The organism is Pseudomonas sp. SED1, assembly GCF_034044025.1.
Taxonomy (GTDB): Bacteria; Pseudomonadota; Gammaproteobacteria; order Pseudomonadales; family Pseudomonadaceae; genus Aquipseudomonas.
Map to the genome: position 1 here is coordinate 107526 of NZ_JAXCIS010000044.1, position 24443 is coordinate 131968.

Here is a 24443-nt window from a genome sequence, read left to right on the forward strand (position 1 = left end):
CCTGTGTAGGCGCGAGCTTGCTCGCGAAGGTCGTTAACGATGATGCGGGCATCCTGATTCAACGCGGCGCGCTCAGGTTTCTCGCGAGCAAGCTCGCTCCTACGGTGGGTCAGCGTCACACTTGGCCGTATTGCTGCCCATGCCTGAGCCAGCGATCCAGTAACGGGCTGACATGCTCCGGCCAGCGCTCGATCAACGCCTGGGCGGCATCGCGCACGGCGGGCAACAGGTCGGCGTCGCGCATCAGGTCGGCGACCTTGAATTGCAGCAGGCCGGTCTGGCGGGTGCCGAGCATTTCGCCGGGGCCGCGCAGTTCGAGGTCTTTTTCGGCGATCACGAAACCGTCGTTGGTCTCACGCATGATGCCCAGGCGCTGGCGGCCCACCTGCGACAGTGGCGGGTGGTACAGCAGCACACAATGGCTGGCAGCGCTGCCCCGGCCGACGCGGCCACGTAATTGGTGCAGTTGGGCCAGGCCAAGGCGCTCGGGGTTCTCGATGATCATCAGGCTGGCGTTGGGCACGTCGACGCCGACTTCGATGACGGTGGTCGCCACCAGCAATTGCAAATTGCCGGCCTTGAACTCGGCCATCACCGCGGCCTTTTCCACCGGCTTCATGCGGCCGTGGATCAGCCCGACCTTGAGTTCGCCCAAGGCGCTGGTGAGGTCTTCATAGGTGGTTTCGGCAGCCTGGCAGGTCAGTTCTTCGGACTCTTCGATCAGCGTGCACACCCAATACGCCTGACGGCCTTCGGCACAGGCACCGCGCACCCGTTCGATCACTTCGACCCGGCGAGTGTCGGTGACCAGCACCGTGTTGACCGGCGTTCGGCCCGGCGGCAGTTCGTCGAGGATCGACGTGTCGAGGTCAGCGTAGGCGCTCATGGCCAGGGTGCGCGGTATCGGTGTGGCGGTCATGATCAACTGGTGCGGGCTCATGCGACCGCCCACGCCTTTCTGGCGCAGGGCCAGGCGCTGCTGCACGCCGAAGCGGTGCTGTTCGTCGATGATCACCAGCGCGAGGTTCTTGAACTTCACTTCGTCCTGGAACAGCGCGTGGGTGCCCACCACCATCGGGGCGCCGGCGGCGATTTGTTCCAGAGCCGATACGCGGTTCTTGCCCTTAAGCTTGCCGGCCAGCCACGCGACTTCCAGGCCCAGTGGTTCGAGCCAGCGCTTGAAGGTGATGAAGTGCTGTTCGGCAAGAATCTCGGTGGGCGCCATCAGTGCAACCTGATAACCGGCTTCGAGGGCCTGCAACGCGGCGAGGGCGGCGACCACGGTTTTACCCGCGCCTACGTCGCCCTGGATCAGCCGCAGCATGGGTTCTTTCTGGCTCAGGTCGTAGGCGATTTCATTGCCGACCCGTTGCTGGGCGCCCGTCGGCGCAAACCCCAGGTTGGCCAGATATTGAGCCGGAAGACGTGTGGCCTTGGGCATCGCCGGCGCGCGCAGGGAACGCATGCTCTCGCGCAGGCGTTGCTGGGACAGTTGGTGGGTCAGCAGTTCTTCGAACGCCAGGCGATGCTGGGCCCAGTGATGACCGAGGGCCAGCTCGTCGACATCGGCGTCGGCAGGCGGGTGATGCAGGTAGCGAATCGCATCATCCAGCGGTGCGAGTTGATAGTCGCGCGCCAGTTCCTGGGGCAGCCAGTCGGGCAGGCTTTTTGGCCCGAGCATCGTCAGGGTTTGCATGCACAACTGGCGTAGGCGCTGTTGGGTCAGGCCTTCGGTGAGCGGGTAGATCGGTGTGAGGGTAGTGTCCACTGGCGGCGGTTCGTCGCCGGTAATGGCGCGGTATTCCGGGTGGTAGATTTCCAGCCCCGAAGCGCCGGGCCGGGCTTCACCGTAGCAACGCACGCGGGTGCCACGCTTGAGGCCTTCCTTCTGGGCGTTGCTGAAATGGTAGAAGCGCAGGCTCAGGCCGCCAGTGCCGTCTTGCAGGCGCACGACCAAGCTGCGGCGCTTGCCCATCACCACATCAGCGCCGCTGACGGTGCCTTCAACCACCGCGTCCTGCCCCGGGCGCAGTTGGCCGATGGGCACCACGCGGGTGCGGTCCTGGTAACGCAGGGGCAGGTGGAACAACACGTCCTGGAGATTTTCCAGGCCGACCTTGGCCAATTTCTCGGCCATGGCCTCCCCGACACCCTTGAGTGCCGTCACCGACACCTGCGACAGCTCAGTCATACCGTTACTTAGCTCGCAGCAGGCGGCTTGGCCACCGAACACAGGCGGATCGAGTCGGCGAGGATTTCAATCGCTTTCGGTCGCGGAAAGCTGGCGCGCCAAGCGATCGCCACGGTACGGAACGGCACCGGCGGCGTCAGTGGGCGCACCGCGATCACGCCGGGGGCGTAGTGATGGCTGTCCACCGCCGACAGCGGCAGGATCGAAATACCCAGGCCGGAAGCAACCATATGGCGAATGGTTTCCAGGGAGCTGGATTCCACGGTGGTGTGCTTGGCGCCGTCATTGCCCTTGGTCAGGGTCGGGCAGGCTTCCAGCACCTGGTCGCGGAAGCAATGGCCTTCGCCCAACAACAGCAGGCTCTTGTCGTTGAGCAGGGCGGCGTCGATGGTTTCTTTTTGCGTCCACGGGTGGGACGCCGGCATCAGCACGTAGAACGGCTCATCGTAGAGCGGCAGGGTCAGCACGTCTGCCTCGTTGAACGGCAGGGCGATGATGATCGCGTCCAGTTCGCCGTTACGCAGTTTGTCGCGCAGCACGTGGGTGAAGTTTTCTTCGATATACAGCGGCATCTGCGGAGCGACGCGGTGCAGTTGCGGAATCAAGTGGGGGAACAGGTACGGGCCGACGGTGTAGATGGCGCCGACTTTCAGCGGGGCGGTCAGCTGGTTCTTGCCAGCCTGGGCCAACTCGCGAATGCTTTGGGCCTGTTCCAGAACCTTCTGGGCCTGGGCGACGATGCCTTCGCCGACGGGCGTGAGGCGCACGGCGCTTTTGCTGCGCTCGAAAATCAGCACACCGAGTTCGTCTTCAAGCTTCTTCACACCCACCGACAGCGTCGGCTGGCTGACGTGGCAACGCTCGGCCGCGTGGCCGAAGTGCTGCTCTTGGGCGAGGGTAACGATGTAGCGTAATTCTGTAAGAGTCATAGCGGGCGTCCATGAGGTTGCGGGCCAAGCATACCGGCTGCAATCGATAGACGCACGTTATCAGACAGCGTAGGGGCCACGACACTGGTTAATCGAGTATCACGGCCCGGTATTTCACTTCTGCGGGTACTTGAAGGTGAAGGTTTCGGTGAAGGGAGCCCACCAGTCAGGCACGCCGGTTTCCTTGTCCACATGGTGGAAGAAACCTTTGATTTGCGGGCTTTCATAGCGCAATACCACGGTGTAGGTGCCGGGGCCGTCCATCTTCACGTTGTTCGCGTAGTGAGCGCCGTCTTTGGCCACCATCGGCAGCAACGTACCGATTTCCTTGTAGTCGGGCGAACCTTGCTTGACCAGCGAGTAGCTGATGGTCAGGTAGGGCACCCACTCACCGTTGGACAGGCCGTACTTGTTGTCGGCGGTGGCGTGCACGTCCGTTTCAAGGTGCACCGAGTCCTTGCTCATCACCATGCCCGGCGGCATGGGCGCCATTTCGATGCCCACCAGATAGGAAGAGGCGATCTCCATATCGTTGATCTGGACTGGCCCGCCGATCGGGTATTCGCGGGCCTGGGCGAGGGAGGAAGCGGCCACGGCGCTGACAAGCAGCAGTGCGGCGGCCAAGGGATTGCGCAGAGGTTTCATGGTGGGGCTCCTGGGGCGGTTAAGGTGATTGTGTCGCGCGTGAATGCAGTAAGCGGTTACCCAGCACCAGGAGCGCGAGGGTGACGGACCAGGCAACCAACTGGACGCCCAGTGGCCGGTCGGTGTAGCCCACCAGCGCGGTCAGTGCCCGGCCTGTGAGGCTGCCATCGGAGACCAGCCAGGAGGTGTCCCAGAGCTGGTAGCCCCAGGCGGGAATCAGGTCGATACCGGCAAGGATCGCGGCGGCCCGGCCGGCCATGCCGGCGGCGAGCAAGGCGATCATCCAGCCGGTAATCGAGAACAGGCGCTTGAGGCTGATGGCGACCAGGCCGCGGTACATCAGCCAGGACAACGCGGCCCCGGCAGCGATGCCGAGCACGCCGCCGGTCAGCATCGAGAGCGGGTCTGCCTGGCTCGACGCGGCGATGCCGTAAAGGAACAGCACGATTTCCGAGCCTTCGCGCAGTACGGCGACGGTAATCACTACGGCCAGGGCCCAGAGTGATTTTTCGCCGTTGAGTACGGCATTGCCGGCGCTGCGTAGTTGGGTCGCCAGCTCGCGACCGTGGCTGGCCATCCACAGGTTGTGCCAGCCCAGCATCACCACGGCGACCACCAGAATGGCCGCGTTGAAAATTTCTTGGCCGAAGCCTTGCAGCGCCTGGGTGATTGCGCCGGTAAAGAGCGCGAGGACGCCGGCACCGAGTACGCCGGCCGCGATTCCACCACCAATGAACAGCCCGCGTCTGGCCAGGCCTTGGGTGGCGGCCATCACAATCCCCACCACGATCCCGGCTTCCAGTACTTCTCGAAACACGATCAACAGACAGGCCAGCATGGCTTACTCCTTGGCCGCGACCGCAGTGACCGTGCCTTTGGCCTGGTCCGGGTGGTAGTCATCGAAGAAGGTGTAGGTGCCGGGATGCAGCGGGCCGGCGAACACCGTAACGGTGTTGCCGGGGACGATGATTTTTTCGAATTTCATGTCATAGCTTTCGAACTCATCGACGCTTTCGTCATGGCTGGTGAGTTGAATACGAAAGCGTTCCCCGGCCGGCACCTCGAACGTCGAGGGGCTGAAGGTGTGGTTTTGAATGACCAGGGTGACCAACTGATCCGCTTGCGCTGCGACGGGAAAAGCCAGTAGGAGAAGAGCCAGCCGGGCAAGGTTGGGCATGCCGAATGTCCGCTAATGAGAACGATTCGCGGATGATTGGCTTTGTCTTTAAATGTTACAAGTGAAGATAAAGTTAGGTTGAGGCCTGTTCAACTGGGGTTCAGCTTGCGGCGATAGGCAGGGAGACGTAGCAGCCGTGGGCACCCGAGAGTGCCCACGGAGAGGATTACCGGCGACGTTTTTCGATGTTGTAAACGAACGGCGCAACGATCTCGATGCTGCCGCCTTTCAACATGTCGGCCGGCGGCTTGGGCAGCGGCTGGGCGCGACGAATCATGTCGAGGGTGGCGCGGTCCAGATCGGCGTTGCCAGAGCGGCCCACCAGTTCATAGGACAGTACGTTGCCATCGGCATCTACCACGAAACGCAGGCGGTTCAGACCTTCTTTGCCACGCGCCTGGGCGCCCGGCGGGTACTTCTTGTACTTCTGCAGGTGGCCCAGCAGGGTACTTTCCCAGGTGGCCTTGGCCGCGATCTGCTGCGGTGAAGGGCCCGGTTGTGGCTGAGCGGACTTCTCCGTAGGCGCGTTGTTCTGCGGAGTTTCGCTCGGTGGCTCCTCGGAAGGTTTCTCCTTGGGCGGATCGGGCTTCTTCTCCACAGGTTTTGGCGGCTGCGGTTTTGGCTTGGGCTTGACCGGCTTCGGCACCTGGATCGTCGGCTTCGGTGCCTCGGCCAGTTTCGGCAATGGCAGCTCTTCCACCGGCGCGGGCGGTTGCGGCGGCGTTACCACCTTCGGCGGGGCCGGAGGTGGAGGCGCCGGCATCGGTGCCAGGTCGATGACCATGGCCGCCGGAGGCAGCTGGACCATATGTGGCGCCGACCACTGGAGCGCGATGATGATCGCGACGGCGTGGACGCCCAGCACGACGGCGAGGCTGGTGCCATAACGCGTCAGTTTGTGGCGCGTCGTGATCATTTCTTGGCTGCCGTCTCAAGTCCGACCAGGCCTACCTTGAGGTAGCCGGCTGCCCGCAGGGCATCCATCACGCTCATCAGGTCGCCGTAGTCCACGCCCTTGTCGGCCTGGAAGAAGATCGTCGTGTCTTTCTTGCCCTGGGTCTTGGCGTCGAGCACCGCGCCCAGGGTTTCGGATTTGACTTCTTCTTCGCCCAGGAACAGACGTTGGTCCGCCTTGACGCTGAGGAATATCGGTTTCTCCGGCCGCGGCGCAGGTTTCGCGCTGGAGGCGGGCAGGTCGACCTTGATGTCCACAGTGGCCAGTGGTGCGGCCACCATGAAGATGATCAGCAGCACCAGCATCACGTCGATAAACGGCGTGACGTTGATTTCGTGGTTCTCGACGAGCTCGTCGTCGCCTTGATTCAAATGCAGGCCCATGGCCGATTACCCCACTTTCACCATATGCGGTTGCGAGCTGCGCTCGGTAGGCAGGTGATCGAGGTCACGGCTGACCAGCAACAGGACTTCTGCCGAAGCGTCTGATACCTGGGCCTTGTAGCCGGCGATCGAACGGGCGAAGACGTTGTAGATGACTACCGCAGGAATCGCGGCAACCAGGCCCAGTGCCGTTGCCAGCAGGGCTTCGGCGATGCCGGGAGCCACGACGGCGAGGTTGGTGGTCTGGGTTTTGGCGATGCCGATGAAGCTGTTCATGATGCCCCACACGGTACCGAACAGGCCGACGAAGGGCGCGGTGGAACCGATGGTGGCCAGCACGCCGGTGCCGTTGCTCATGTTGCGACCGCAGGCGGCAACCAGGCGCTCAAGACGGAAGCTGACGCGTTCCTTGATGCCTTCTTTTTCACGTGTGTTGGCGGACAGGCGCATCTCTTCGAGTGCGTCGTGAACCAGCAGGTGTGCCAGGGTACCCTTCTTCGCCGCGCTTTCGCTGGCTTCTTTAAGGGTGGTGGCTTTTTTCAGGTGGACGATTTCAGTGCGCAGGCGACGCTTGGCGCCCAGCAGCTCGAAGCCCTTGGCGATCCAGATGGTCCAGGTGATGATCGAGGCGATGGCCAGGCCGATCATCACGATCTTCACGATGATGTCAGCGTTCTGGTACATGCCCCAGGGCGACAGGTCGTGGGCCATGCCCAGGCTGTTGTCTTCTTCCAGCACGACGCCGGAATCGTCAGCCGGTGCGCCTTCGGCGGCCAGGGCCGGGTCGGTGGCAGCGGGTGCGGCGGCTGGCGCAGGAGCATTTTGCTCGGGGGCTGGCGCAGTGGCAGCAGGCGGGGTGGCTGGTGCGGTGTTATCGGCGAACGCGGCGGTCGGAGCCAGCAGAACGCTGAACAGCACTGCAGCTATCGCACGCCAGGCGCGGGATGGGCTGTGAGGCTTGGTTGGCGAAGCGGGGAATTTATTGCGTGTCATGCTGGCCGGACCTGAGAGAAAGAATGAGTGGGTGTCCTTCCAGACCGTATCGGGTCGAGGACAAAAGGGCGGTTATTATTGCAAGTAATTCTTGTTAACAGAAGCAATACGGATACTTTATTTGTCGTTTTGCTGGCCGCTGGTCATCTGTGGGGGCTAATCTTGACCTTTAAGAATGGAGTTTTGTGATGTCTGCGCCTTCTGTGGTGATTGCCGGTTGCGGCGATGTCGGTAGCCGTCTGGCCACCCAATTGCTGGCCAAGGGCTGGGAGGTTCATGGCCTGCGGCGGGATGTCTCGCGCCTTCCCGAGGGCGTGATCGGGATTGCCGGCGACCTGTTCAAAGAAGATTGCCCCGACACCTGGCCGGTGGGCGGGGTGGATTACCTGGTGTATTGCGCGGCGGCCACCGATCACGACGAAGCAGGCTATCGCTCCGCGTACGTGCAAGGGTTGCAGCATGTGCTGGAATGGTTGAACGACTACGGCCAAGAACCTAAGCACTTGCTGTTTGTGTCCAGTAGCAGTGTGTATGGGCAGCAGAACGGTGAGTGGGTCGACGAAAGCTCCGCGACCCAGGCGGGCGGTTATTCCGGACAAGTGATGCTGGAAGCCGAGCAAGTGGCGTTGGATAGCGGGATTCCCGCCAGTGTCGTGCGCCTTACCGGTATCTATGGGCCGGGCCGTGAACGGTTGTCGACCCAGGTGCGTGAAGGCTATCGCGTGACGATTGACCCACCTTTATATGGCAACCGGATTCACGTTGACGATGCAGCAGGCCTGCTGGCGTTTTTGTTGCTTCATGTGGAGCAGAGTGGCGCACTGGACAAGTGCTACATCGGCGTCGACGATGCTCCCGCACCATTGGCCGAGGTGGTGGACTGGCTGCGTGAGTACCTCGGCGTAACCGAATGGGCCGCAGACGCCAGCGTGCGACGGGCCGGCAGCAAGCGGTGCAGTAACGCCCGGGCGAAGGCGTTGGGCTGGGTGCCGCGATACCCAAGTTATCGCGAAGGGTACGCAGCGATTCTTGAAGGTTGATCGCGACCTAAAGAAAAAGGAGCCCAAGGGCTCCTTTTTTTGCGTCACTGTTTTTCCAGCAGCCATTGGCGTGGGCCTGGAGTGAGCTGTGGGATTTCATCCGGTTGCGACTGATTGATCGCCTGGAGAATCTCCAGTTGTTTGCCGTAGCGGACAAAAATCCAGCTGTGTCCCACATCGCCCTTGCCCAGGTAGAGGGTGTCATTGCCAGCCCCTTGAGTAGCACAATCGCCTCCCAGGCATAACTCGTACCGGTTGTTTTGCGCCAGGCCGGATACGCTGCCGTCAGCGTTGAACACTACGATGTTCCCGGTGCCCTGGCCTTCAATGATTTTCCACTGGCCACCCACATAGGCCGAGTTCAACGCACGTCTGAACGTCGTACCCCACTGGGCGTCCACTGCGGCGGGTTGGGCGGGGCGGGTGAAGCGTTGGGCTGCGTAATTTTTTGTGGTCTGCTGAATCAGTTGGTTGCCATCCAATTGCAGTTCATCGGTGCCATGACCGTTGTAGTCGACGGTCCATACACCCGGCGCCGTTTGCTGCAATTGCCCTTCGCCCAGTTCGAACGCATTGCTGACTTGCGCCTTGTTGCTGCGGGTGTCGATGTTCCATTCCAGATTTAAGCCATGCGCATCAATGGCTCGCAGCAAGGGCCTGCCTTGGGCAGCCGAATCGATGGCTGCCTGGTTGATCCATAGTCCGCTGATGTCGGTTGGCTGCGGCGCATGGGTGCAGCCGCCCAGCAGAATCAGGCTAAGGACAAGTAATGTGCGCATGGGGCAATCCCTGGACGGTAAAAAACATGGGGCCTGATGTAGGAGCGAGCTTGCTCGCGAAAAACGCAAAGACCCCGCGTTAATTCAGGATGCCAGCGTTACCGTGGACGTCCTTCGCGAGCAAGCCAGCTCCTACAGAAAGCAGGAGCCTGTTTCTGTATCACTGTTTTTCCAGTAACCACTGTCGCGGCCCGGGGGTAAACGAGGGTACTTCGTCGGCCTGGGCGGTGTTGATCGCCTGGAAGATCTCCAGTTGCTTGCCCTTGCGCGCAAAGATCCACGGGTTGCCCTGGCCGTTCAGTTGCAGCCAGATGCTGTCGTAGCCGCCACTCATGGAGGCGCAATCGCCCGCCAGGCACAGCGAGTACTGATCAGCGCCGGGCAAGCCGGTTACCTGGCCATTGGCCTGGAACTGCACGGTCGCGCCTTCGCCATTACCGCTGCTGATTTTCCAGGTGCCGCCCATATAGGCTGCGTACAGGGTGCGCTCGAAGTTAGCACCGAGCGGCGCGCCTTCGGGAGCTGGGTCCTTGGCACGGGCAAATAGCTGCTCGGGCTCGTTGTCATTGGCCCCTTGCAGCAGTTGTTTGCCTTTACGCTTGAGTTCAGTGGCGGAGCTGCCGTAGAAATCGACGCTCCAGGCGCCGGATTTTTCACCCAGCAACTTGCCTTCAGCTACTTCAAAACCGTTGTAGTAGCGTGCCTGAGACGCTTTGGTGTTCACCTCCCATTCGAGGTTCGGACCGTAGCTCTGCAGGGCTTCACGCAAAGGGCCGCCCTTGGCTGCTGCGTCGATGGCGGCCTGGTTGATCCAGGTGCCGCTCACATCCAGGTCGGCGGGATTGCTGGCGCAGCCGCCGAGCAACAGGGCGAGCAACGAAGAGGCAACGAGCGCTTTGCGCATTACGAAATCCTTCCAAAAACCAATTCGGCGCAGCCTTCCCGTGGAAGCGCTGCGCCGGATGTTTTATTCGATGACCAGAATGGCGTCCATCTCAACCTGCGCGCCCTTTGGCAGGGCGGCAACGCCGATGGCGGCGCGTGCTGGGTACGGCTGTTCGAAGTACTTGCCCATGATCTCGTTGACCTTGGCGAAGTGGCTCAGGTCGGTGAGGAAGATGTTCAGTTTGACGATGTCCTTGAACGAACCGCCTGCAGCTTCGGCAACCGACTTCAGGTTTTCGAAGACCTGGATGGTCTGGGCTTCAAAGCCTTCAACCAGCTCCATGGTTTTTGGGTCCAGTGGAATCTGGCCGGACATGTAGACGGTATTGCCCGCCTTGATCGCCTGGGAGTAAGTACCGATTGCTGCTGGTGCCTTGTCGCTGGTGATAACAGTCTTGGTCATGAATGACTCCTTGTAATGAATGGGCTAGGCGCGCATGCGGGTGATGCGGATGACCCCGGTCAGGGCGCGCAGTTTCTTGATCACGCGGGCCAGGTGCACGCGGTCGTGCACGCTGACCACCAGTTGGACCACGCTGATGCGACCATCGCGTTCGTCCATGCTGATTTTCTCGATATTGCCGTCGGCCGCATTGACGCTGCTGGCCAGCAGGGCGATCAGGCCGCGCTGGTGTTCCAGCTCGACCCGCAGCTCGACGTTGAATTCGCCGGTGACATCCTTGGCCCACGAAAGCTGGATGCATTTCTCGGGGTTATGGCGGATTTCACTGATATTGCGGCAGTTGTCCAGGTGCACCACCATGCCTTTGCCGGCGGACAAATGGCCGACAATCGGGTCACCCGGGATCGGCGTGCAGCACTTGGCGTAGCTGAGCACCAGGCCTTCGGTGCCGCGAATCGCCAGCGGGCCTTCGGGGCTTGGCAGCTGTTCGCCTTCGCCCAGCAGGCGACGGGCGACCACATAGGCCATGCGGTTGCCCAAGCCGATGTCTTCCAGCAAGTCTTCGATCAGTTCCTGGCGGTACTCGTGGAGCATCGCCTGCACGCGCTCGGTCGGGATCTTGTCCAGGGAGCTGTCGAAGCCGTTGAGCACCTTGTTCAGCAGGCGTTCGCCCAGGCTGATGGACTCGGAGCGGCGCTGCAGTTTCAGGGCGTGACGGATATGGGTGCGGGCCTTGCCGGTGACCACAAAGTTCAGCCACGCCGGGTTCGGGCGTGCGCCCGGTGCGCTGACGATCTCCACCGTGGAGCCGCTTTGCAGCGGTTCCGACAGCGGGGCCAGTCGACGATTGATCCGACAGGCTATGCAGCTGTTACCCACGTCGGTGTGCACCGCGTAGGCAAAGTCGACCGCGGTGGAGCCTTTGGGCAGCTCCATGATCCGGCCTTTGGGCGTGAACACGTAGACCTCGTCCGGGAACAGGTCGATCTTCACGCTCTCGATAAATTCCAGGGAGTTGCCGGCACGTTGCTGCATTTCCAGCACGCCCTTGACCCACTGGCGGGCGCGGGCATGCGTACCTTTCGGCTGCTCGTCGCCGCTGGATTTGTACAGCCAATGGGCGGCGATGCCGTTGTTGGCCATCTCTTCCATTTCGCGGGTGCGAATCTGGATCTCGATTGGCACCCCGTGCATACCGAACAGCGTGGTATGCAGCGACTGATAGCCGTTGGCCTTGGGAATTGCGATGTAGTCCTTGAAGCGCCCCGGCAGGGGTTTGTACAAATTATGCACAGCGCCCAGCACGCGGTAGCAGGTATCGACCTTGTCGACGATGATCCGGAACGCGTACACGTCCATGATCTCGTTGAAGGCCCGACGCTTGCCGCGCATCTTCTTGTAGATGCCGTAGATGTGTTTCTGCCGGCCGCTGACTTCGCCCTCGATCTCATCGATCGCCAGGCAATGGCTCAGGGATTCTTCGATCTTGTTGACGATTTCCTTGCGATTGCCCCGGGCGCGTTTCACCGCCTGATAAATGCGCGCGGAACGCATCGGGTGCATGGCTTTGAAGCCGAGGTCTTCGAATTCGATACGAATGGCGTGCATGCCCAGCCGGTTGGCGATGGGCGCGTAGATTTCCAGGGTTTCCTTGGCGATGCGCCGGCGTTTTTCGCCGGAGAGCACTTCCAGCGTGCGCATGTTGTGCAGCCGGTCGGCCAGCTTTACCAGGATCACGCGGATGTCCCGGGCCATGGCCATGGCCATCTTCTGGAAGTTTTCCGCCTGGGCTTCAGCCTTGGTTTCGAAGTTCATCTGGGTCAGTTTGCTGACCCCGTCGACCAGTTCGGCCACGGTTTCGCCAAATTGCGCGCTGAGCGCTTCCTTGGCAATGCCGGTGTCTTCGATCACGTCATGCAGCATCGCGGCCATCAAACTCTGATGGTCCATGTGCATGTCGGCAAGAATGTTTGCCACGGCAAGAGGATGCGTGACATACGCCTCGCCACTGCGGCGGCGTTGGCCGTCGTGGGCTTGTTCGGCGTAGAAATACGCTCGGCGGACCAGGTTGACCTGGTCTGGGCCGAGGTAGGTCGATAAGCGATCGGCGAGGGCGTCTATGCTCGGCAAAGTATTAACTCCTGCCGTTGGCTGTGACCCCGCGCCGTGCTACGTCGACCAGGCATAGGCTTAGACGGCCTCGTTGGACTCGTCCTCGAACGCTGCAAACAGCGGTTCGTCTTCAACGATTTCGGCGTTGGCGATAAACTCGTAGCTCATCAGGCCTTCAGCGATTTCACGCAGGGCTACAACGGTAGGCTTGTCGTTTTCCCACTGGACCAGAGGCTCTTTGCCGCCAGTAGCCAGTTGACGGGCACGCTTGGTAGAGAGCATGACCAGCTCAAAGCGGTTATCCACGTGTTCTAGGCAGTCTTCAACGGTTACGCGGGCCATGGTATTCCTCGGAGCGAATGCAATATGCGCGCTGCCCGGTTGGGCGAGCGGACTGAACAGTTTAAAAAATCACCAGCGTTTAGGGAAGCGCTGATTTTTCGCAGGCCATCGCAAACGCGCTACAAGTGCCAATGTAAAGCCCTTGCAGCGGTTTTGGGAAGAGCCAATCAGCCGAGCAGTTCGGCCAACAATTTGCCGAAACGCTGCTGCTGACGCTTTTGCTGGAGCTGATTGGCGCGGAAAATCGCCTTCAGATCGTCCAGTGCGTGAGCGAAATCGTCGTTGATGATCAGGTAGTCGTAGTCGACGTAGTGGCTCATTTCACTGACGGCTTCGCGCATGCGGCCTTCGATGATCTCGTCGCTGTCCTGGCCGCGATTGGTCAGGCGCTGGTGCAACGCTTCCAAAGACGGCGGCAGGATGAAGATCGAGCGGGCTTTGGGCATCAGTTGGCGCACTTGCTCGGCGCCCTGCCAGTCGATTTCCAGGATCAGGTCGTGGCCTTCGTCCAGGGTCTGCTGCAGGTGGCTTTGGGAGGTGCCGTAGAGGTTGCCGAAGACTTCGGCGCGCTCGAGGAAATCACCGTGCTCGATCATCTTGACGAACTCGGTGCGCTCGACGAAGTGGTAGTGCACGCCGTTCACTTCACCCGGGCGCATGGCGCGGGTGGTGTGGGACACCGAGATGCGGATCTGCTCGTCAGCGTCGGTCAGGGCTTTGACCAGGCTGCTTTTGCCCGCGCCCGATGGGGCAGAAATGATGTAAAGGGTGCCGGTGCTGTGGGTCATGTCAGGGTGCCTTACTCGATATTCTGTACTTGTTCGCGCATTTGCTCGATCAACACTTTGAGGTTGACCGCAGCCTGGGTGCTGCGCGGATCAAAGGCTTTGGAGCCCAGTGTATTGGCTTCGCGGTTGAGTTCCTGCATCAGGAAGTCCAGGCGCCGACCGGCGGCACCGGCAGACTTGAGCACGCGGCGCACTTCCAGGATGTGGGTGCTCAGGCGGTCGAGCTCTTCGGCGACGTCGCTCTTTTGTGCCAGCAGGACCATTTCCTGCTCCAGGCGCACCGGGTCCAGTTCGGCCTGCATGTCGGCGAAGCGGTCGAGGACCTTCTGGCGCTGGGTGGCAAGCATCTGCGGCACCAGTTCGCGCAGGGTGACCACGTCCTCTTCGATGGAGGTCAGGCGGTCGCTGATCAGGCGGGCCAGTTCGGCACCTTCGCGCCCGCGGCCGGCCTTGAGTTCTTTCAAGCCTTGATTGAACAGGGCCAGGGCCTCGGCGTTCAGCGCCTGTGGGTCAGTGGCGTCGGCCACCAGCACGCCGGGCCAGGCCAGGACTTCCAGCGGATTGATGGCGGCAGGCTGTTTGATAAGGCTGGCGATGGTTTCGGCGGCGGCGACCAATTGGGCGGCGCGCTCGCGATCCACCTGCAATGGCTTGCCGGTGGTTTCCTCGGTGAAGCGCAGGGTGCATTCCAGCTTGCCGCGGGAAATGCCCTGGCGCAGTGCTTCACGGACCGCGCCTTCGAGGTCGCGAAACGATTCCGGCAGGCGCAGGTGCGGCTCCAGGTAGCGGCTGTTGACCGAGCGCAATTCCCAGCTCAGGGTGCCTTGGACGCCGGCTTTTTCGACGCGGGCGAAGGCGGTCATGCTGTGCACCATGGAGGTACCTCGCGATGCAGTCCCGCAAACAGGCGGGCTGATGGGTAGATTGGAGCCGACAGGCTGCGAAGGCGCAGGATTGTAGCTCAACGGGACGGGTGGCCCCAAACAGTGGCTTCGGGCCCCGGGTTTGTAACAGGATTTTTTAGAAGTGCCGATCAGGGCTGGCGGCTCTATAATGCTCGGCAGTTTTTCGTCCTCCGTACAGGTATCCCCTATGAAACGTCCAAGTGGTCGCGCTGCCGATCAGCTCCGCTCGATCCGCATCACCCGCAACTACACCAAACACGCCGAGGGATCTGTACTGGTCGAGTTTGGCGATACCAAGGTTATCTGCACCGTCAGCGTCGAAAACGGCGTGCCGCGTTTCCTCAAGGGCCAGGGCCAGGGTTGGTTGACCGCCGAATACGGCATGCTGCCGCGCGCCACCGGCGAGCGTAACCAGCGTGAAGCCAGCCGTGGCAAGCAAGGCGGCCGCACCCTGGAAATCCAGCGCCTGATCGGTCGTTCCCTGCGCGCCGCGCTGGACATGTCCAAGCTGGGCGACGTGACCCTGTACGTCGACTGCGACGTGATCCAGGCCGACGGCGGCACCCGCACTGCATCCATCACCGGCGCCATGGTTGCCCTGGTCGATGCGCTCAAAGTCATCAAGAAGCGTGGCGGCCTGAAAGGCGGCGATCCGCTCAAGCAGATGATCGCGGCTGTATCGGTAGGCATGTATCAAGGTGAGCCCGTGCTGGATCTGGACTATCTTGAAGATTCGGCTGCCGAGACCGACCTGAACGTGGTGATGACCAGCACTGGTGGTTTCATCGAAGTGCAGGGTACCGCCGAAGGCGCGCCATTCCAGCCGGCGGACCTGAATGCCATGCTGGCATTGGCCCAGAAAGGCATGACCGAGATCTTCGAACTGCAGAACTCCGCATTGGCCGACTGATTCATCCCCAAGGAGCTACGCCATGAGTGACAGTCAACTTCCGCTGCCGACACCGTCCAAGGAAGTTCGCCAGTGGGCGATGCTCTGTCACTTCGCGGCGTTTTTCGGCTTGATGTTCCCGTTCGGCAGCCTGCTGGGGCCTTTGATTCTCTGGCAGGTGAAGAAGGACACGGACCCGTTCATTGATGATCAGGGCAAGGAAGCGCTGAATTTCCAGATCACCGTGGGCATAGCCTGGGCGGTCTGCTTCCTGCTGGGCTTTATCGTGATCGGCTTCGTGTTGATGACCGTCCTGGTGATCGGCGCGGTGGTGATGACGATCATTGGGGGCATCAAGGCCAACAAGGGTGTGGCTTATCGTTATCCGTGGACGTTGCGGTTGATCAAATAACCACCGCCCACAAAAAAACCGACAGCGATGTCGGTTTTTTTGTGCCTGGAGAAAGACCTTAGATGGTCAAGGTCCAGTCGTAGTCCACGATCAGCGGCGCGTGCTGCGAGAAGCGCGGCTGGCGTGGCAGGCGTGCGCTGCGCACAAAGCGTCGCAGGCCTGGCGTCAGCAGCTGGTAGTCAAAACGCCAGCCGAGGTTGAGCATCTCGGCCTGTTCGTTATCCGGCCACCAGCTGTACTGGTCGCCTTCGCGGCTGACTTCACGCAGGGCATCGACATAGCCCATGTTGCCGACAATCTCGTCCATCCAGGCCCGTTCCGGCGCGAGGAAGCCCGGTGATTGCTGGCTGTCGCGCCAGTTCTTGATATCCAGCTTCTGTTGCGCGACGTACAGCGAGCCACAGTAAATGTACTCGCGACGTTTGCGCCGCTGTTTATCCAGATAACGGGCGAAGTCGTCCATTAGCTTGAACTTCTGGTTCAAGTCTTCATCGCCATTCTGCCCTGATGGAAGCAGCAAGGTCGCGATGCTGACCTTATCGAAATCGGCTTGCAGGTAGCGCCCGTAGCGGTCGGCTGTCTCGAAGCCGAGGCCGCTGATGACCGCCTTGGGTTGCAACCGCGAATACAAAGCCACGCCGCCTTGGGCGGGAACTTCGGCATCACAGGCATAAAGGAAGTAGCCATCCAGTTGGAAGGCTGGGTCGTCCAGTTCAAAGGCGGAGGCGCGGGTGTCCTGCAGGCAGATGACGTCGGCATTCTGGGCTTGCAGCCAACTGAGCAAACCACGCTCGACTGCAGCCTGAATACCATTGACGTTCACACTGATGATCCGCATAAATGGCCCCAAAAATCGCGTGCGTGTATGATACACGCCGTCTACCTAATTAGCTAAATCCGTGGTATCTGAGGCTTTTTTCATGCAGGCGTATCAACGCGATTTCATTCGTTTTGCCATCGATCGCGGCGTATTGCGCTTCGGTGAGTTCACCCTGAAGTCCGGGCGCACCAGCCCTTACTTCTTCAATGCCGGCCTTTTCAACTCGGGTTCTGCCCTGGCGCAGTTGGGTCGTTTCTATGCGGCCGCCATCGTTGAAAGCGGTATTTCCTTCGACGTGCTGTTCGGCCCGGCCTACAAGGGCATTCCCCTGGCCGCCGCGACCGCCGTGGCGTTGGCTGAACATCACGGGCTGGATTTGCCTTGGTGCTTCAACCGCAAGGAAGCCAAGGCCCATGGCGAAGGCGGTAGCCTGGTGGGCGCGCCGCTCAAGGGCGACGTGCTGATCATCGACGACGTGATCACTGCCGGTACGGCGATTCGCGAAGTGATGCAGATCATCGCTTCCCAGGACGGCGCCAAGGCAGCCGGTGTGCTGATCGCGCTGAACCGCCAGGAGCGCGGCAACGGTGAATTGTCGGCGATCCAGGAAGTGGAACGTGATTTCGCGATTCCGGTGGTGAGCATCGTGTCGCTGAACCAGGTGTTGCAGTTCCTGGAAGATGACCCGCAGCTCAAGCAGCACTTGCCAGCGGTCAAGGCCTACCGCGAGCAGTTCGGCGTTCAATAATCGCCGACCAATAAAAAGGCCCCGTTCAATCGAATTGAACGGGGCCTTTTTGTTTGCCAGCGCTTAGGGGCGCTTGCGATTGCTGATCAGCGTACCCACACCGGTGTCGGTGAAGATTTCCAGCAGGATCGCATTCGGAACCCGGCCATCCAGGATCAACGAGCTGCCGACACCACCTTGCACCGCTTCCAGTGCGCAGCGGATCTTCGGCAGCATGCCGCCGTAGATGGTGCCATCGGCGATCAGGTCGTCCACTTGCTGGGTCGTCAGGCCGGTCAATACCTTGCCTTCCTTGTCCATCAAGCCGGCGATGTTGGTGAGCAGCATCAGCTTCTCGGCCTTCAGCGCCTCGGCCACCTTGCCGGCCACCAGGTCGGCGTTGATGTTGTAGGACTCACCGTTGGCGCCAACGCCGATAGGCGCGATCACCGGGATGAAATCGCCCTTCACCAGCAGGTTCAGCAGATCGGTGTTGATGCCGATCACTTCGCCCACCTGGCCGATGTCGATGATTTCCGGCTGAGTCATCTCCGGGGTCTTGCGGGTCACGGTGAGCTTCTTCGCCCGGATCAGCTCGGCGTCCTTGCCGGTCAGGCCGATGGCGCTGCCGCCATGGCGGTTGATCAGGTTGACGATGTCTTTGTTCACCTGGCCGCCCAGGACCATCTCCACCACGTCCATGGTCTGGGCGTCGGTGACACGCATGCCGTCGATGAAGTGACTCTCGATGGACAGGCGTTTGAGCAGGTCACCGATTTGCGGGCCGCCACCGTGTACCACCACCGGGTTGATCCCGACGGCTTTCATCAACACGATGTCGCGGGCAAAGCCGGTTTTCAGCTCGTCGCTTTCCATGGCATTGCCGCCGTACTTGATCACCAGCGTCTTGCCGACGTAGCGTCGAATGTAAGGCAACGCTTCGGAAAGGACCTTGGCGGTATTGGCGGCGGCTTCGCGTTCGAGGGTCATTCAGGGCTCCGGTACAAAAAATCAGAACGGTAATTGGAGATCAGGGGCAACACGTTTCAACTGGGCGTGGAACACGTCCTTGATGCGCTGCAACTCAGCCTCGGAATCCGCCTCGAAACGCAGCACCAGCACCGGTGTGGTGTTGGATGCGCGAACCAGGCCCCAGCCTTTGGCGTAATCGACCCGCACGCCGTCAATGGTGGTCAGGTTGGCGCCTTCGCCCCATTGCGCATCGTGCAGTGCGTCAATGATGCTGAATTTGCTCTCTTCGGTCACATGGATATTGATCTCTGGCGTAGAAATATCATTCGGGAAGGTCTCAAACAGGTCTTCCGCGGTGGATTTTTCCTTGCTGAGGATCTCCAGCAGACGGGCGGCGCTGTAAATGCCGTCGTCAAAACCGAACCAGCGCTCCTTGAAGAACACGTGGCCGCTCATTTCACCGGCCAACAGCGCACCGGTTTCCTTCATTTTCTTTTTGATCAACGAGTGACCGGTCTTCCACATTAGCGGACGACCACCGTATTCCTTGATCAGCGGCGTCAGGCGGCGGGTGCATTTGACGTCGAAGATGATCTCGGCGCCCGGGTTGCGCGCCACGACGTCGCGGGCAAACAGCATCAGCAGGCGGTCCGGGAACACGATATTGCCGGTGTTGGTCACTACGCCGACGCGGTCGCCGTCGCCGTCGAAAGCCAGGCCGAGGTCGGCGCCGGTTTCCTTGACCTTGGCGATCAGGTCCACCAGGTTCTCAGGCTTGCCCGGGTCCGGGTGGTGGTTAGGGAAGTTGCCGTCGACCTCGCAGAACAGCGGGATCACTTCGCAATTCAGGGCTTCGATCAGTTGCGGGGCGATCACGCCAGCCGCGCCGTTGCCGCAGTCCACCACCACTTTCAGGCGGCGGGCGAGTTTGACGTCGCGGGTGATTTCGTCCGAGTAGCGATCGAGAATCTCAACCTTGGTAATGCTACCGGTGCCGCTGGTCAGGTCGTTGGTCTTCAGGCGGGTGTGCAGGGCCTGGATCTGTTCGTTGGCCAGGGTATCGCCGGCGATGACGATTTTGAAGCCGTTGTAGTCCGACGGGTTGTGGCTGCCGGTGAGCATCACGCCCGACTTGCCGGCCAGTACGTTGGCCGCGTAGTACAGCGCAGGCGTTGGCACCAGGCCGACGTCGCTGACATGGCAGCCGCTGTCGGCCAGGCCCTGGATCAGTTGCTCCACCAGCTCGGGGCCGGAGAGGCGGCCATCACGGCCAACGGAAACATTGGGCTCGCCTTGGGCCAGGCTCTGGGAGCCAATGGCACGGCCGATCCAGTAGGCGGTTTCGGCGGTCAGGGTCTTGGGGACCACGCCACGGATGTCATAGGCGCGGAAAATGCTGTCGGGAAACGTCGGGGCGACTCGGGCTGCGTTGCTCATTGCGGGGGGGAACTCCATCTGAAAGGGGCGGGGCTGGCCTCAGGGGTGCTGACCGGCAGGCTCAAACTGAAGGGTAAGACGGCGTTTTTGGCATAGAGTTCGTGGTGCAAAAGTGCCATCGGCGCCGGAGCACCGCTCTTTCGCCCGCCTAATGTCCTGATTTCACTGGGGAAATCTTGCTGATAAGTTCCGCGCATTCTTCATCCTGAAAGGCCATGCGTTGGCGTCAGGCCGGGTGAGGCACCCGGCTTGTCCGGCTAAGTCAGTTCAGCTTAGTCAGTGGCTGCCGGAATGTCCGAAGCCGCCTGCACCACGCTGGGTTTCGTCGAACTCTTCGACCAGTTCGAAGTGCGCCTGCACCACCGGCACAAGCACAAGTTGGGCAATGCGCTCGCCGACGGCGATGTTGAACGCGGTCTGGCCACGGTTCCAGCAGGACACCATCAATTCGCCCTGGTAGTCCGAATCGATCAGGCCTACCAAGTTACCGAGGACGATCCCGTGTTTGTGACCCAGGCCGGAGCGCGGCAGGATCAGCGCCGCGAGGCCAGGGTCGCCCACGTAGATCGACAGGCCGGTCGGAATCAGAATGGTCTGGCCCGGCTCAAGCACGGTGTCCTGCTTGAGCATGGCGCGCAGGTCGAGGCCGGCGGAGCCTGGAGTGGCGTAGGCCGGCAGCGGGAATTCGTTGCCGATGCGGGGGTCGAGGATCTTGGCTTGCAAAGCGTGCATGGAAATTAAACCTGGTTCAGCCGTAGGGCGATAAAAGAGATCAGTTGGCGGGCAATCTTGCCCTTGCTGGTCTGGGCGAAAACGGTAGCGTGCAACTCGCGGTCGATCACGCTGATGGCATTTTCCTCGCTGTTGAAGCCGATGCTCGGGTTGGCGACATCGTTGGCGACAATCAGGTCGAGGTTCTTGTCTTTCAATTTGCGTGCGGCGTAGTCCAGCAAATGCTCGGTTTCGGCAGCGAAGCCGACGCTGAACGGGCGGTCCTCGCGGGTGGCTATGGTCGCCAGAATGTCCGGGTTACGGACCATTTGCAGGAGCAGGCCGTCGCCGCTTGTAGGGTCTTTCTTGAGTTTCTGCGGTGCAACTACTTCGGGGCGGTAGTCCGCGACCGCTGCCGAGGCGATAAACAGGTCGCAGGGAATCGCCGCTTCACAGGCCGCCAGCATGTCGCGGGCGCTGACTACGTCGATTCGGGTGACACGATCCGGGGTCGGCAAATGCACCGGGCCGGTGATCAACGTCACACGGGCGCCTGCCTCGACCGCCGCTTCAGCCAGGGCAAAGCCCATTTTTCCTGAGCTATGGTTGGTGATGTAGCGCACCGGGTCGATGTTTTCCTGGGTCGGGCCGGCGGTAATCAGCACGTGCTTGCCGGTCAGGGCCAGGTGCTGGAAGCAGTCGGCGGCGCATTGGGCGAGGTCGGTGGCTTCGAGCATGCGGCCCATGCCCACGTCGCCGCAGGCCTGGCTGCCGGAGGCCGGCCCGAAGACCTTGAGGCCGCGGCTTTGCAAGAGTTGGGTGTTGGCCTGGGTGGCGGGGTCGCGCCACATGGCCTGGTTCATGGCCGGGGCGATCGCGACGGTGGCGTCGGTGGCCAGCACCAGGGTAGTCAGCAGGTCGTCGGCAATGCCTTGGGCGAGGCGGGCGATCAGGTCGGCGGTGGCCGGGGCGATCAGCACCAGGTCGGCCCACTTGGCCAGCTCGATGTGGCCCATGGCGGCTTCGGCCGCGGGGTCCAGCAGGTCGAGGTGAACCGGGTGACCGGACAGTGCCTGCATGGTCAGTGGGGTAATGAATTCACTGCCGCCACGGGTCATCACCACGCGCACTTCGGCGCCTTGGTCGAGGAGCCTGCGAACCAGCTCTGCGCTCTTGTAGGCGGCAATGCCGCCGCCGACGCCGAGAACGATGCGTTTCCGATACAGACGCTGCATTGGCTTGCCTTTCCAGTTCAGTGATGGCGTTGCGATGCCCCCTCCCCAGGTGAAATCGCACGCAAAAAGATGGCCTAAGATACCACAGCGTCCGCCATGCAACAGCGGCGCACATGCACACGGAGGTGCCATGAGTATTCGCGATTGGCCTGCGGCAGAGCGTCCGCGGGAGAAGCTGTTGGAACTGGGCGCGGAGAACCTTTCCGACGCTGAATTGCTGGCGATTTTCCTGCGCACCGGGGTGTCCGGTAAGAGTGCCGTGGACCTGGCGCGGCATCTGCTGGCGCAATTTGGCAGCCTGCGCGCGCTGATGGAGGCCCGGCAGACGGTGTTCAGCCAGCACCTGGGCCTGGGGCCGGCGAAGTTCGCCCAGCTTCAAGCCGTACTGGAAATGGCCCGCCGTCATTTGGCCGAGCGCTTGCGCAGCGATTCGGTGCTGGAAAGTCCGGAGGCCGTGCGCGACTACCTCAAGGCGCTGCTGCGCCATGAGCCTCACGAGATATTCGGCTGCCTGTTTCTCGACTCCAGGCATCGGGTGCTGGGCTTCGAGAAGCTGTTTCAAGGCACCATCGACAACGCCACGGTTTATCCCCGGCAAGTGGTCAAGCGCGCCCTGGACTACAACGCCGCGGCGCTGATCCTGTGCCACAACCATCCTTCCGGCAGCGCCGAGCCCAGCATCGCTGATCGAAAACTGACCAGAGTGCTGCAAAAGGCGTTGGAGATGGTGGACGTGCGTGTGCTGGACCACATCATTGTGGGGGAGGGTGATCCGCTGTCGATGGCGGAATTTGGGTGGATGTAGGCTCTGTAGGAGTGAGCTTGCTCGCGAAAAAACTGAGGACACCGTTGGGTGTCAGGTTTCCCGCGTTATCGTTGACGACCTTCGCGAGCAAGCTCGCTCCTACAGGGGGGCCTGGCTTATGGCTTGACGCTGACCTTGGAGTAATCCTGGCGCCCGAACGGGCTCACCTGATACCCCTCGACATTTTTGCGCGTCAGCGCAAACGCCGTCGGGTGCGCCAGTGGCAGCCACAACGCCTGTTGCTGGATCTGCGCCTGGGCCTGCTGGTACAGCTTGCTGCGCACGCCTTGTTCGCTGGTGGTCTTGCCGGCGCTGATCAGCTTGTCCAGCGCAGGGTCGCAATAGCGGGCGAAGTTGGTCCCGGACTTTACGGCCGCGCAGGAGAACTGCGGCGTCAGGAAGTTATCCGGGTCACCGTTATCGCCGGCCCAGCCCATGAACAGCAGGTCGTGCTCGCCGGCCTTGGCGCGACGGATCAGTTCGCCCCATTCGATCACGCGGATTTCAGCCTGGATGCCGACCTTGGCCAGGTCCGCTTGCAGCAGTTGTGCGCCGAGGCTTGGGTTGGGGTTCAGCAGGCTGCCCGACGGTCGGGTCCAGATGGTGGTCTTGAAGCCATCCTTGAGCCCGGCACGATCCAGTAGCTGCTTGGCCTTGGCAATGTCCTGCGGGTAGCCCGGCAAGTCCTTGGCGTAGCTCCAGGTATTGGGCGGGTATGGGCCATTGGCGGCTTCGGCGGTGCCTTCGAATACCGCCTTGAGGTAGCTGGCCTTGTCGAAGGCCAGGTTGATTGCCTGGCGAACTTCCGGCTTGTCCAGCGGCGGATGCTGGCTGTTGATGGCGACAAACGCGGTCATGAAGGCCGCTGTTTTCTCGATCTTCAAGTCGGCGTCTTTCTGCGCAGCATCGATATCCAGGGGCTTGGGCGACAGGGCGATCTGGCACTCATCGCGACGCAACCTTTGCAGGCGCACGTTGGCGTCCGGGGTGATCGCAAAGATCAGGTTATCCACCGCAGGCTTGCCGGCGAAGTAGTCCGGGTTGGCCTTGTAGCGAATCGTTGCATCCTTCTGGAAGCGCCCGAAAATGAACGGCCCGGTACCGATAGGCTGGCTGTTGAGTTTTTCGGGTGTGCCGGCCTTGAGCAGTTTGTCGGCGTATTCCGCCGGGTAGATCGAGGCGAAGCCCATGCTCAATGCGGCGAGGAAGGTCGAATCGGCGTGGTCCAGGGTAAAGCGCACGGTCAGCGGATCGAGGGCGTCGATCTTCTTGATCAGCGTTGGCAGCTGCAGCGATTGGGCGTGGGGGAAGCCACTCTGGGCAATCTTGTGCCACGGGTTGGCCGGGTCGAGCATGCGCTCGAAGCTGAAGCGCACGTCTTCGGCGGTCAGGGTACGGCTTGGAGTGAAGTATTCGGTGCGATGGAATTTAACGTCCGGGTGCAGCTTGAAGGTGTAGGTCAGGCCGTCCGGCGATACGTCCCAGCTGTCTGCCAGGCTCGGGACCAGCTTGCCGCTGGTGGCGTCGAAGTCCACCAGGCGGTTCATCAATACGTCTGCCGAGGCGTTGGTGGTGGTCAGCGAGTTGTATTGGACCACGTCGAAGCCTTCGGGGCTGGCTTCGGTGCAGACGCTCAAGGTGGTGGCCGCCTGGGCGTGTGCAGCAATAAAAAGAGGGGCTAGCAATAGCGGTAGGGCAGCGAGGCGCATATTCAGTTTCCTTTGCAGATCGAAGGCCCATCTGCGAGTGCAGTCTGGAAAAGTCCTACCGTAGTGGGCTGATTGACAAATGACTAGCCCATTTTTGCCTGGGCTTTTGCCTCAAATACTGTTTTGATGGCGCCTCAGG

At 61.3% G+C, this 24443-nt stretch carries 25 protein-coding genes and 1 pseudogene; 5 read left to right on the forward strand and 21 right to left on the reverse strand.

The genetic code is table 11. The features are described from left to right. Positions 1-115: 115 nt before the first annotated feature. The 8 genes from recG to exbB form a co-directional block, all read right to left on the reverse strand. A complete protein-coding gene (gene recG / locus SNL23_RS05525; RefSeq protein ID WP_076013162.1) occupies positions 116-2191 on the reverse strand; it encodes an ATP-dependent DNA helicase RecG in 2076 nt (691 codons plus the stop codon). Positions 2192-2199: 8 nt separating this feature from the next. Further along, entirely contained in the window at positions 2200-3120 is a 921-nt protein-coding gene (locus SNL23_RS05530) for a hydrogen peroxide-inducible genes activator (protein WP_017476716.1), read from the reverse strand. Positions 3121-3234: 114 nt separating this feature from the next. Continuing rightward, entirely contained in the window at positions 3235-3765 is a 531-nt protein-coding gene (locus tag SNL23_RS05535; RefSeq protein ID WP_076013161.1) for an iron transporter, read from the reverse strand. Positions 3766-3784: 19 nt separating this feature from the next. Next, a complete protein-coding gene (locus SNL23_RS05540) occupies positions 3785-4603 on the reverse strand; it encodes an FTR1 family iron permease (protein ID WP_076013160.1) in 819 nt (272 codons plus the stop codon). Positions 4604-4606: 3 nt separating this feature from the next. Next, positions 4607-4942 (reverse strand): cupredoxin domain-containing protein, encoded by a 336-nt coding sequence (locus SNL23_RS05545; protein ID WP_076013159.1) that lies wholly within the window; start codon positions 4940-4942, stop codon positions 4607-4609. Between the two features lie 166 nt (positions 4943-5108). Next, positions 5109-5858, reverse strand: a complete 750-nt coding sequence (locus SNL23_RS05550; protein WP_076013158.1) for an energy transducer TonB family protein — start codon at positions 5856-5858, stop codon at positions 5109-5111. After that, complete coding sequence (gene exbD / locus SNL23_RS05555; RefSeq protein WP_017476711.1) at positions 5855-6280, reverse strand: TonB system transport protein ExbD; 426 nt, start codon at positions 6278-6280, stop codon at positions 5855-5857. Before exbD ends, SNL23_RS05550 begins: the two co-directional genes overlap by 4 nt. 6 nt (positions 6281-6286) lie before the next feature. Beyond that, positions 6287-7273, reverse strand: coding sequence for a tonB-system energizer ExbB (gene exbB / locus SNL23_RS05560; RefSeq protein WP_076013157.1), 987 nt, complete (start codon positions 7271-7273; stop codon positions 6287-6289). Positions 7274-7461: 188 nt separating this feature from the next. Here exbB and SNL23_RS05565 point away from each other — a divergent pair, with 188 nt between their 5' ends. Further along, positions 7462-8313, forward strand: a complete 852-nt coding sequence (locus SNL23_RS05565; RefSeq protein WP_318301811.1) for an NAD-dependent epimerase/dehydratase family protein — start codon at positions 7462-7464, stop codon at positions 8311-8313. A 44-nt stretch (positions 8314-8357) separates the two neighbouring features. Here SNL23_RS05565 and SNL23_RS05570 read toward each other — a convergent pair whose 3' ends face one another. The 7 genes from SNL23_RS05570 to SNL23_RS05600 form a co-directional block, all read right to left on the reverse strand. Beyond that, positions 8358-9092: a hypothetical protein gene (locus SNL23_RS05570; protein WP_076013155.1), complete on the reverse strand. Its 735-nt coding sequence runs from the start codon at positions 9090-9092 to the stop codon at positions 8358-8360. Positions 9093-9252: 160 nt separating this feature from the next. Further along, positions 9253-9996, reverse strand: a complete 744-nt coding sequence (locus SNL23_RS05575; RefSeq protein WP_076013154.1) for a hypothetical protein — start codon at positions 9994-9996, stop codon at positions 9253-9255. Positions 9997-10059: 63 nt separating this feature from the next. Next, positions 10060-10440, reverse strand: coding sequence for a RidA family protein (locus tag SNL23_RS05580; RefSeq protein WP_003213288.1), 381 nt, complete (start codon positions 10438-10440; stop codon positions 10060-10062). A 24-nt stretch (positions 10441-10464) separates the two neighbouring features. Beyond that, positions 10465-12570 (reverse strand): bifunctional GTP diphosphokinase/guanosine-3',5'-bis pyrophosphate 3'-pyrophosphohydrolase, encoded by a 2106-nt coding sequence (gene spoT / locus SNL23_RS05585; RefSeq protein WP_076013153.1) that lies wholly within the window; start codon positions 12568-12570, stop codon positions 10465-10467. A gap of 60 nt (positions 12571-12630) precedes the next feature. Continuing rightward, positions 12631-12894, reverse strand: coding sequence for a DNA-directed RNA polymerase subunit omega (gene rpoZ, locus SNL23_RS05590; protein WP_003176920.1), 264 nt, complete (start codon positions 12892-12894; stop codon positions 12631-12633). A 167-nt stretch (positions 12895-13061) separates the two neighbouring features. Next, positions 13062-13682 (reverse strand): guanylate kinase, encoded by a 621-nt coding sequence (gmk, locus tag SNL23_RS05595; protein WP_003213284.1) that lies wholly within the window; start codon positions 13680-13682, stop codon positions 13062-13064. Positions 13683-13693: 11 nt separating this feature from the next. Beyond that, positions 13694-14557: a YicC/YloC family endoribonuclease gene (locus SNL23_RS05600; RefSeq protein WP_318301812.1), complete on the reverse strand. Its 864-nt coding sequence runs from the start codon at positions 14555-14557 to the stop codon at positions 13694-13696. Positions 14558-14774: 217 nt separating this feature from the next. On the opposite strand from SNL23_RS05600, the gene rph reads away from it, so the two are divergent. After that, positions 14775-15497 (forward strand): ribonuclease PH, encoded by a 723-nt coding sequence (rph, locus tag SNL23_RS05605; RefSeq protein WP_318301813.1) that lies wholly within the window; start codon positions 14775-14777, stop codon positions 15495-15497. Between the two features lie 22 nt (positions 15498-15519). After that, the gene (locus tag SNL23_RS05610) at positions 15520-15888 is read left to right on the forward strand and encodes a DUF4870 domain-containing protein (protein ID WP_017476705.1); all 369 of its coding nucleotides are present in this window, start codon (positions 15520-15522) and stop codon (positions 15886-15888) included. Between the two features lie 58 nt (positions 15889-15946). On the opposite strand, the gene SNL23_RS05615 is transcribed toward SNL23_RS05610, so the two are convergent. Next, on the reverse strand, positions 15947-16726 hold the full coding sequence (locus SNL23_RS05615) for an exodeoxyribonuclease III (protein WP_003176915.1): 780 nt from the start codon (positions 16724-16726) through the stop codon (positions 15947-15949). A gap of 82 nt (positions 16727-16808) precedes the next feature. Here SNL23_RS05615 and pyrE point away from each other — a divergent pair, with 82 nt between their 5' ends. After that, on the forward strand, positions 16809-17456 hold the full coding sequence (pyrE, locus tag SNL23_RS05620; protein ID WP_076013151.1) for an orotate phosphoribosyltransferase: 648 nt from the start codon (positions 16809-16811) through the stop codon (positions 17454-17456). Between the two features lie 63 nt (positions 17457-17519). Here pyrE and argB read toward each other — a convergent pair whose 3' ends face one another. From argB to coaBC, 4 genes and pseudogenes are all read right to left on the reverse strand, one after another. Continuing rightward, positions 17520-18425: an acetylglutamate kinase gene (gene argB, locus SNL23_RS05625; RefSeq protein WP_003213275.1), complete on the reverse strand. Its 906-nt coding sequence runs from the start codon at positions 18423-18425 to the stop codon at positions 17520-17522. Positions 18426-18446: 21 nt separating this feature from the next. Next, positions 18447-19862, reverse strand: a pseudogene (locus tag SNL23_RS05630) (phosphomannomutase/phosphoglucomutase); the annotation flags it as partial. A gap of 258 nt (positions 19863-20120) precedes the next feature. Further along, positions 20121-20576, reverse strand: coding sequence for a dUTP diphosphatase (gene dut / locus SNL23_RS05635; protein WP_003213270.1), 456 nt, complete (start codon positions 20574-20576; stop codon positions 20121-20123). Between the two features lie 5 nt (positions 20577-20581). Then, on the reverse strand, positions 20582-21790 hold the full coding sequence (gene coaBC, locus SNL23_RS05640) for a bifunctional phosphopantothenoylcysteine decarboxylase/phosphopantothenate--cysteine ligase CoaBC (RefSeq protein ID WP_010168193.1): 1209 nt from the start codon (positions 21788-21790) through the stop codon (positions 20582-20584). 130 nt (positions 21791-21920) lie between these two features. Here coaBC and radC point away from each other — a divergent pair, with 130 nt between their 5' ends. After that, entirely contained in the window at positions 21921-22595 is a 675-nt protein-coding gene (gene radC / locus SNL23_RS05645) for a RadC family protein (RefSeq protein WP_318301814.1), read from the forward strand. A gap of 116 nt (positions 22596-22711) precedes the next feature. Here radC and SNL23_RS05655 read toward each other — a convergent pair whose 3' ends face one another. Further along, the gene (locus SNL23_RS05655; RefSeq protein WP_063033851.1) at positions 22712-24304 is read right to left on the reverse strand and encodes an ABC transporter substrate-binding protein; all 1593 of its coding nucleotides are present in this window, start codon (positions 24302-24304) and stop codon (positions 22712-22714) included. Between the last annotated feature and the right edge of the window lie 139 nt (positions 24305-24443).

Coding starts and splice junctions, on each gene's coding strand:
- argB (WP_003213275.1), bottom strand. CDS start 18,425: ATGACCCTCGAACGCGAAGCCGCCGCCAATACCGCCAAGGTCCTTTCC.
- radC (WP_318301814.1), top strand. CDS start 21,921: ATGAGTATTCGCGATTGGCCTGCGGCAGAGCGTCCGCGGGAGAAGCTG.
- exbB (WP_076013157.1), bottom strand. CDS start 7,273: ATGACACGCAATAAATTCCCCGCTTCGCCAACCAAGCCTCACAGCCCA.
- SNL23_RS05575 (WP_076013154.1), bottom strand. CDS start 9,996: ATGCGCAAAGCGCTCGTTGCCTCTTCGTTGCTCGCCCTGTTGCTCGGC.
- exbD (WP_017476711.1), bottom strand. CDS start 6,280: ATGGGCCTGCATTTGAATCAAGGCGACGACGAGCTCGTCGAGAACCAC.
- coaBC (WP_010168193.1), bottom strand. CDS start 21,790: ATGCAGCGTCTGTATCGGAAACGCATCGTTCTCGGCGTCGGCGGCGGC.
- SNL23_RS05530 (WP_017476716.1), bottom strand. CDS start 3,120: ATGACTCTTACAGAATTACGCTACATCGTTACCCTCGCCCAAGAGCAG.
- SNL23_RS05550 (WP_076013158.1), bottom strand. CDS start 5,858: ATGATCACGACGCGCCACAAACTGACGCGTTATGGCACCAGCCTCGCC.
- SNL23_RS05615 (WP_003176915.1), bottom strand. CDS start 16,726: ATGCGGATCATCAGTGTGAACGTCAATGGTATTCAGGCTGCAGTCGAG.
- recG (WP_076013162.1), bottom strand. CDS start 2,191: ATGACTGAGCTGTCGCAGGTGTCGGTGACGGCACTCAAGGGTGTCGGG.
- gmk (WP_003213284.1), bottom strand. CDS start 13,682: ATGACCCACAGCACCGGCACCCTTTACATCATTTCTGCCCCATCGGGC.
- dut (WP_003213270.1), bottom strand. CDS start 20,576: ATGCACGCTTTGCAAGCCAAGATCCTCGACCCCCGCATCGGCAACGAA.
- pyrE (WP_076013151.1), top strand. CDS start 16,809: ATGCAGGCGTATCAACGCGATTTCATTCGTTTTGCCATCGATCGCGGC.
- rpoZ (WP_003176920.1), bottom strand. CDS start 12,894: ATGGCCCGCGTAACCGTTGAAGACTGCCTAGAACACGTGGATAACCGC.
- SNL23_RS05545 (WP_076013159.1), bottom strand. CDS start 4,942: ATGCCCAACCTTGCCCGGCTGGCTCTTCTCCTACTGGCTTTTCCCGTC.
- SNL23_RS05580 (WP_003213288.1), bottom strand. CDS start 10,440: ATGACCAAGACTGTTATCACCAGCGACAAGGCACCAGCAGCAATCGGT.
- SNL23_RS05610 (WP_017476705.1), top strand. CDS start 15,520: ATGAGTGACAGTCAACTTCCGCTGCCGACACCGTCCAAGGAAGTTCGC.
- rph (WP_318301813.1), top strand. CDS start 14,775: ATGAAACGTCCAAGTGGTCGCGCTGCCGATCAGCTCCGCTCGATCCGC.
- SNL23_RS05655 (WP_063033851.1), bottom strand. CDS start 24,304: ATGCGCCTCGCTGCCCTACCGCTATTGCTAGCCCCTCTTTTTATTGCT.
- SNL23_RS05535 (WP_076013161.1), bottom strand. CDS start 3,765: ATGAAACCTCTGCGCAATCCCTTGGCCGCCGCACTGCTGCTTGTCAGC.
- SNL23_RS05565 (WP_318301811.1), top strand. CDS start 7,462: ATGTCTGCGCCTTCTGTGGTGATTGCCGGTTGCGGCGATGTCGGTAGC.
- SNL23_RS05540 (WP_076013160.1), bottom strand. CDS start 4,603: ATGCTGGCCTGTCTGTTGATCGTGTTTCGAGAAGTACTGGAAGCCGGG.
- SNL23_RS05570 (WP_076013155.1), bottom strand. CDS start 9,092: ATGCGCACATTACTTGTCCTTAGCCTGATTCTGCTGGGCGGCTGCACC.
- SNL23_RS05600 (WP_318301812.1), bottom strand. CDS start 14,557: ATGGTGCACAGCATGACCGCCTTCGCCCGCGTCGAAAAAGCCGGCGTC.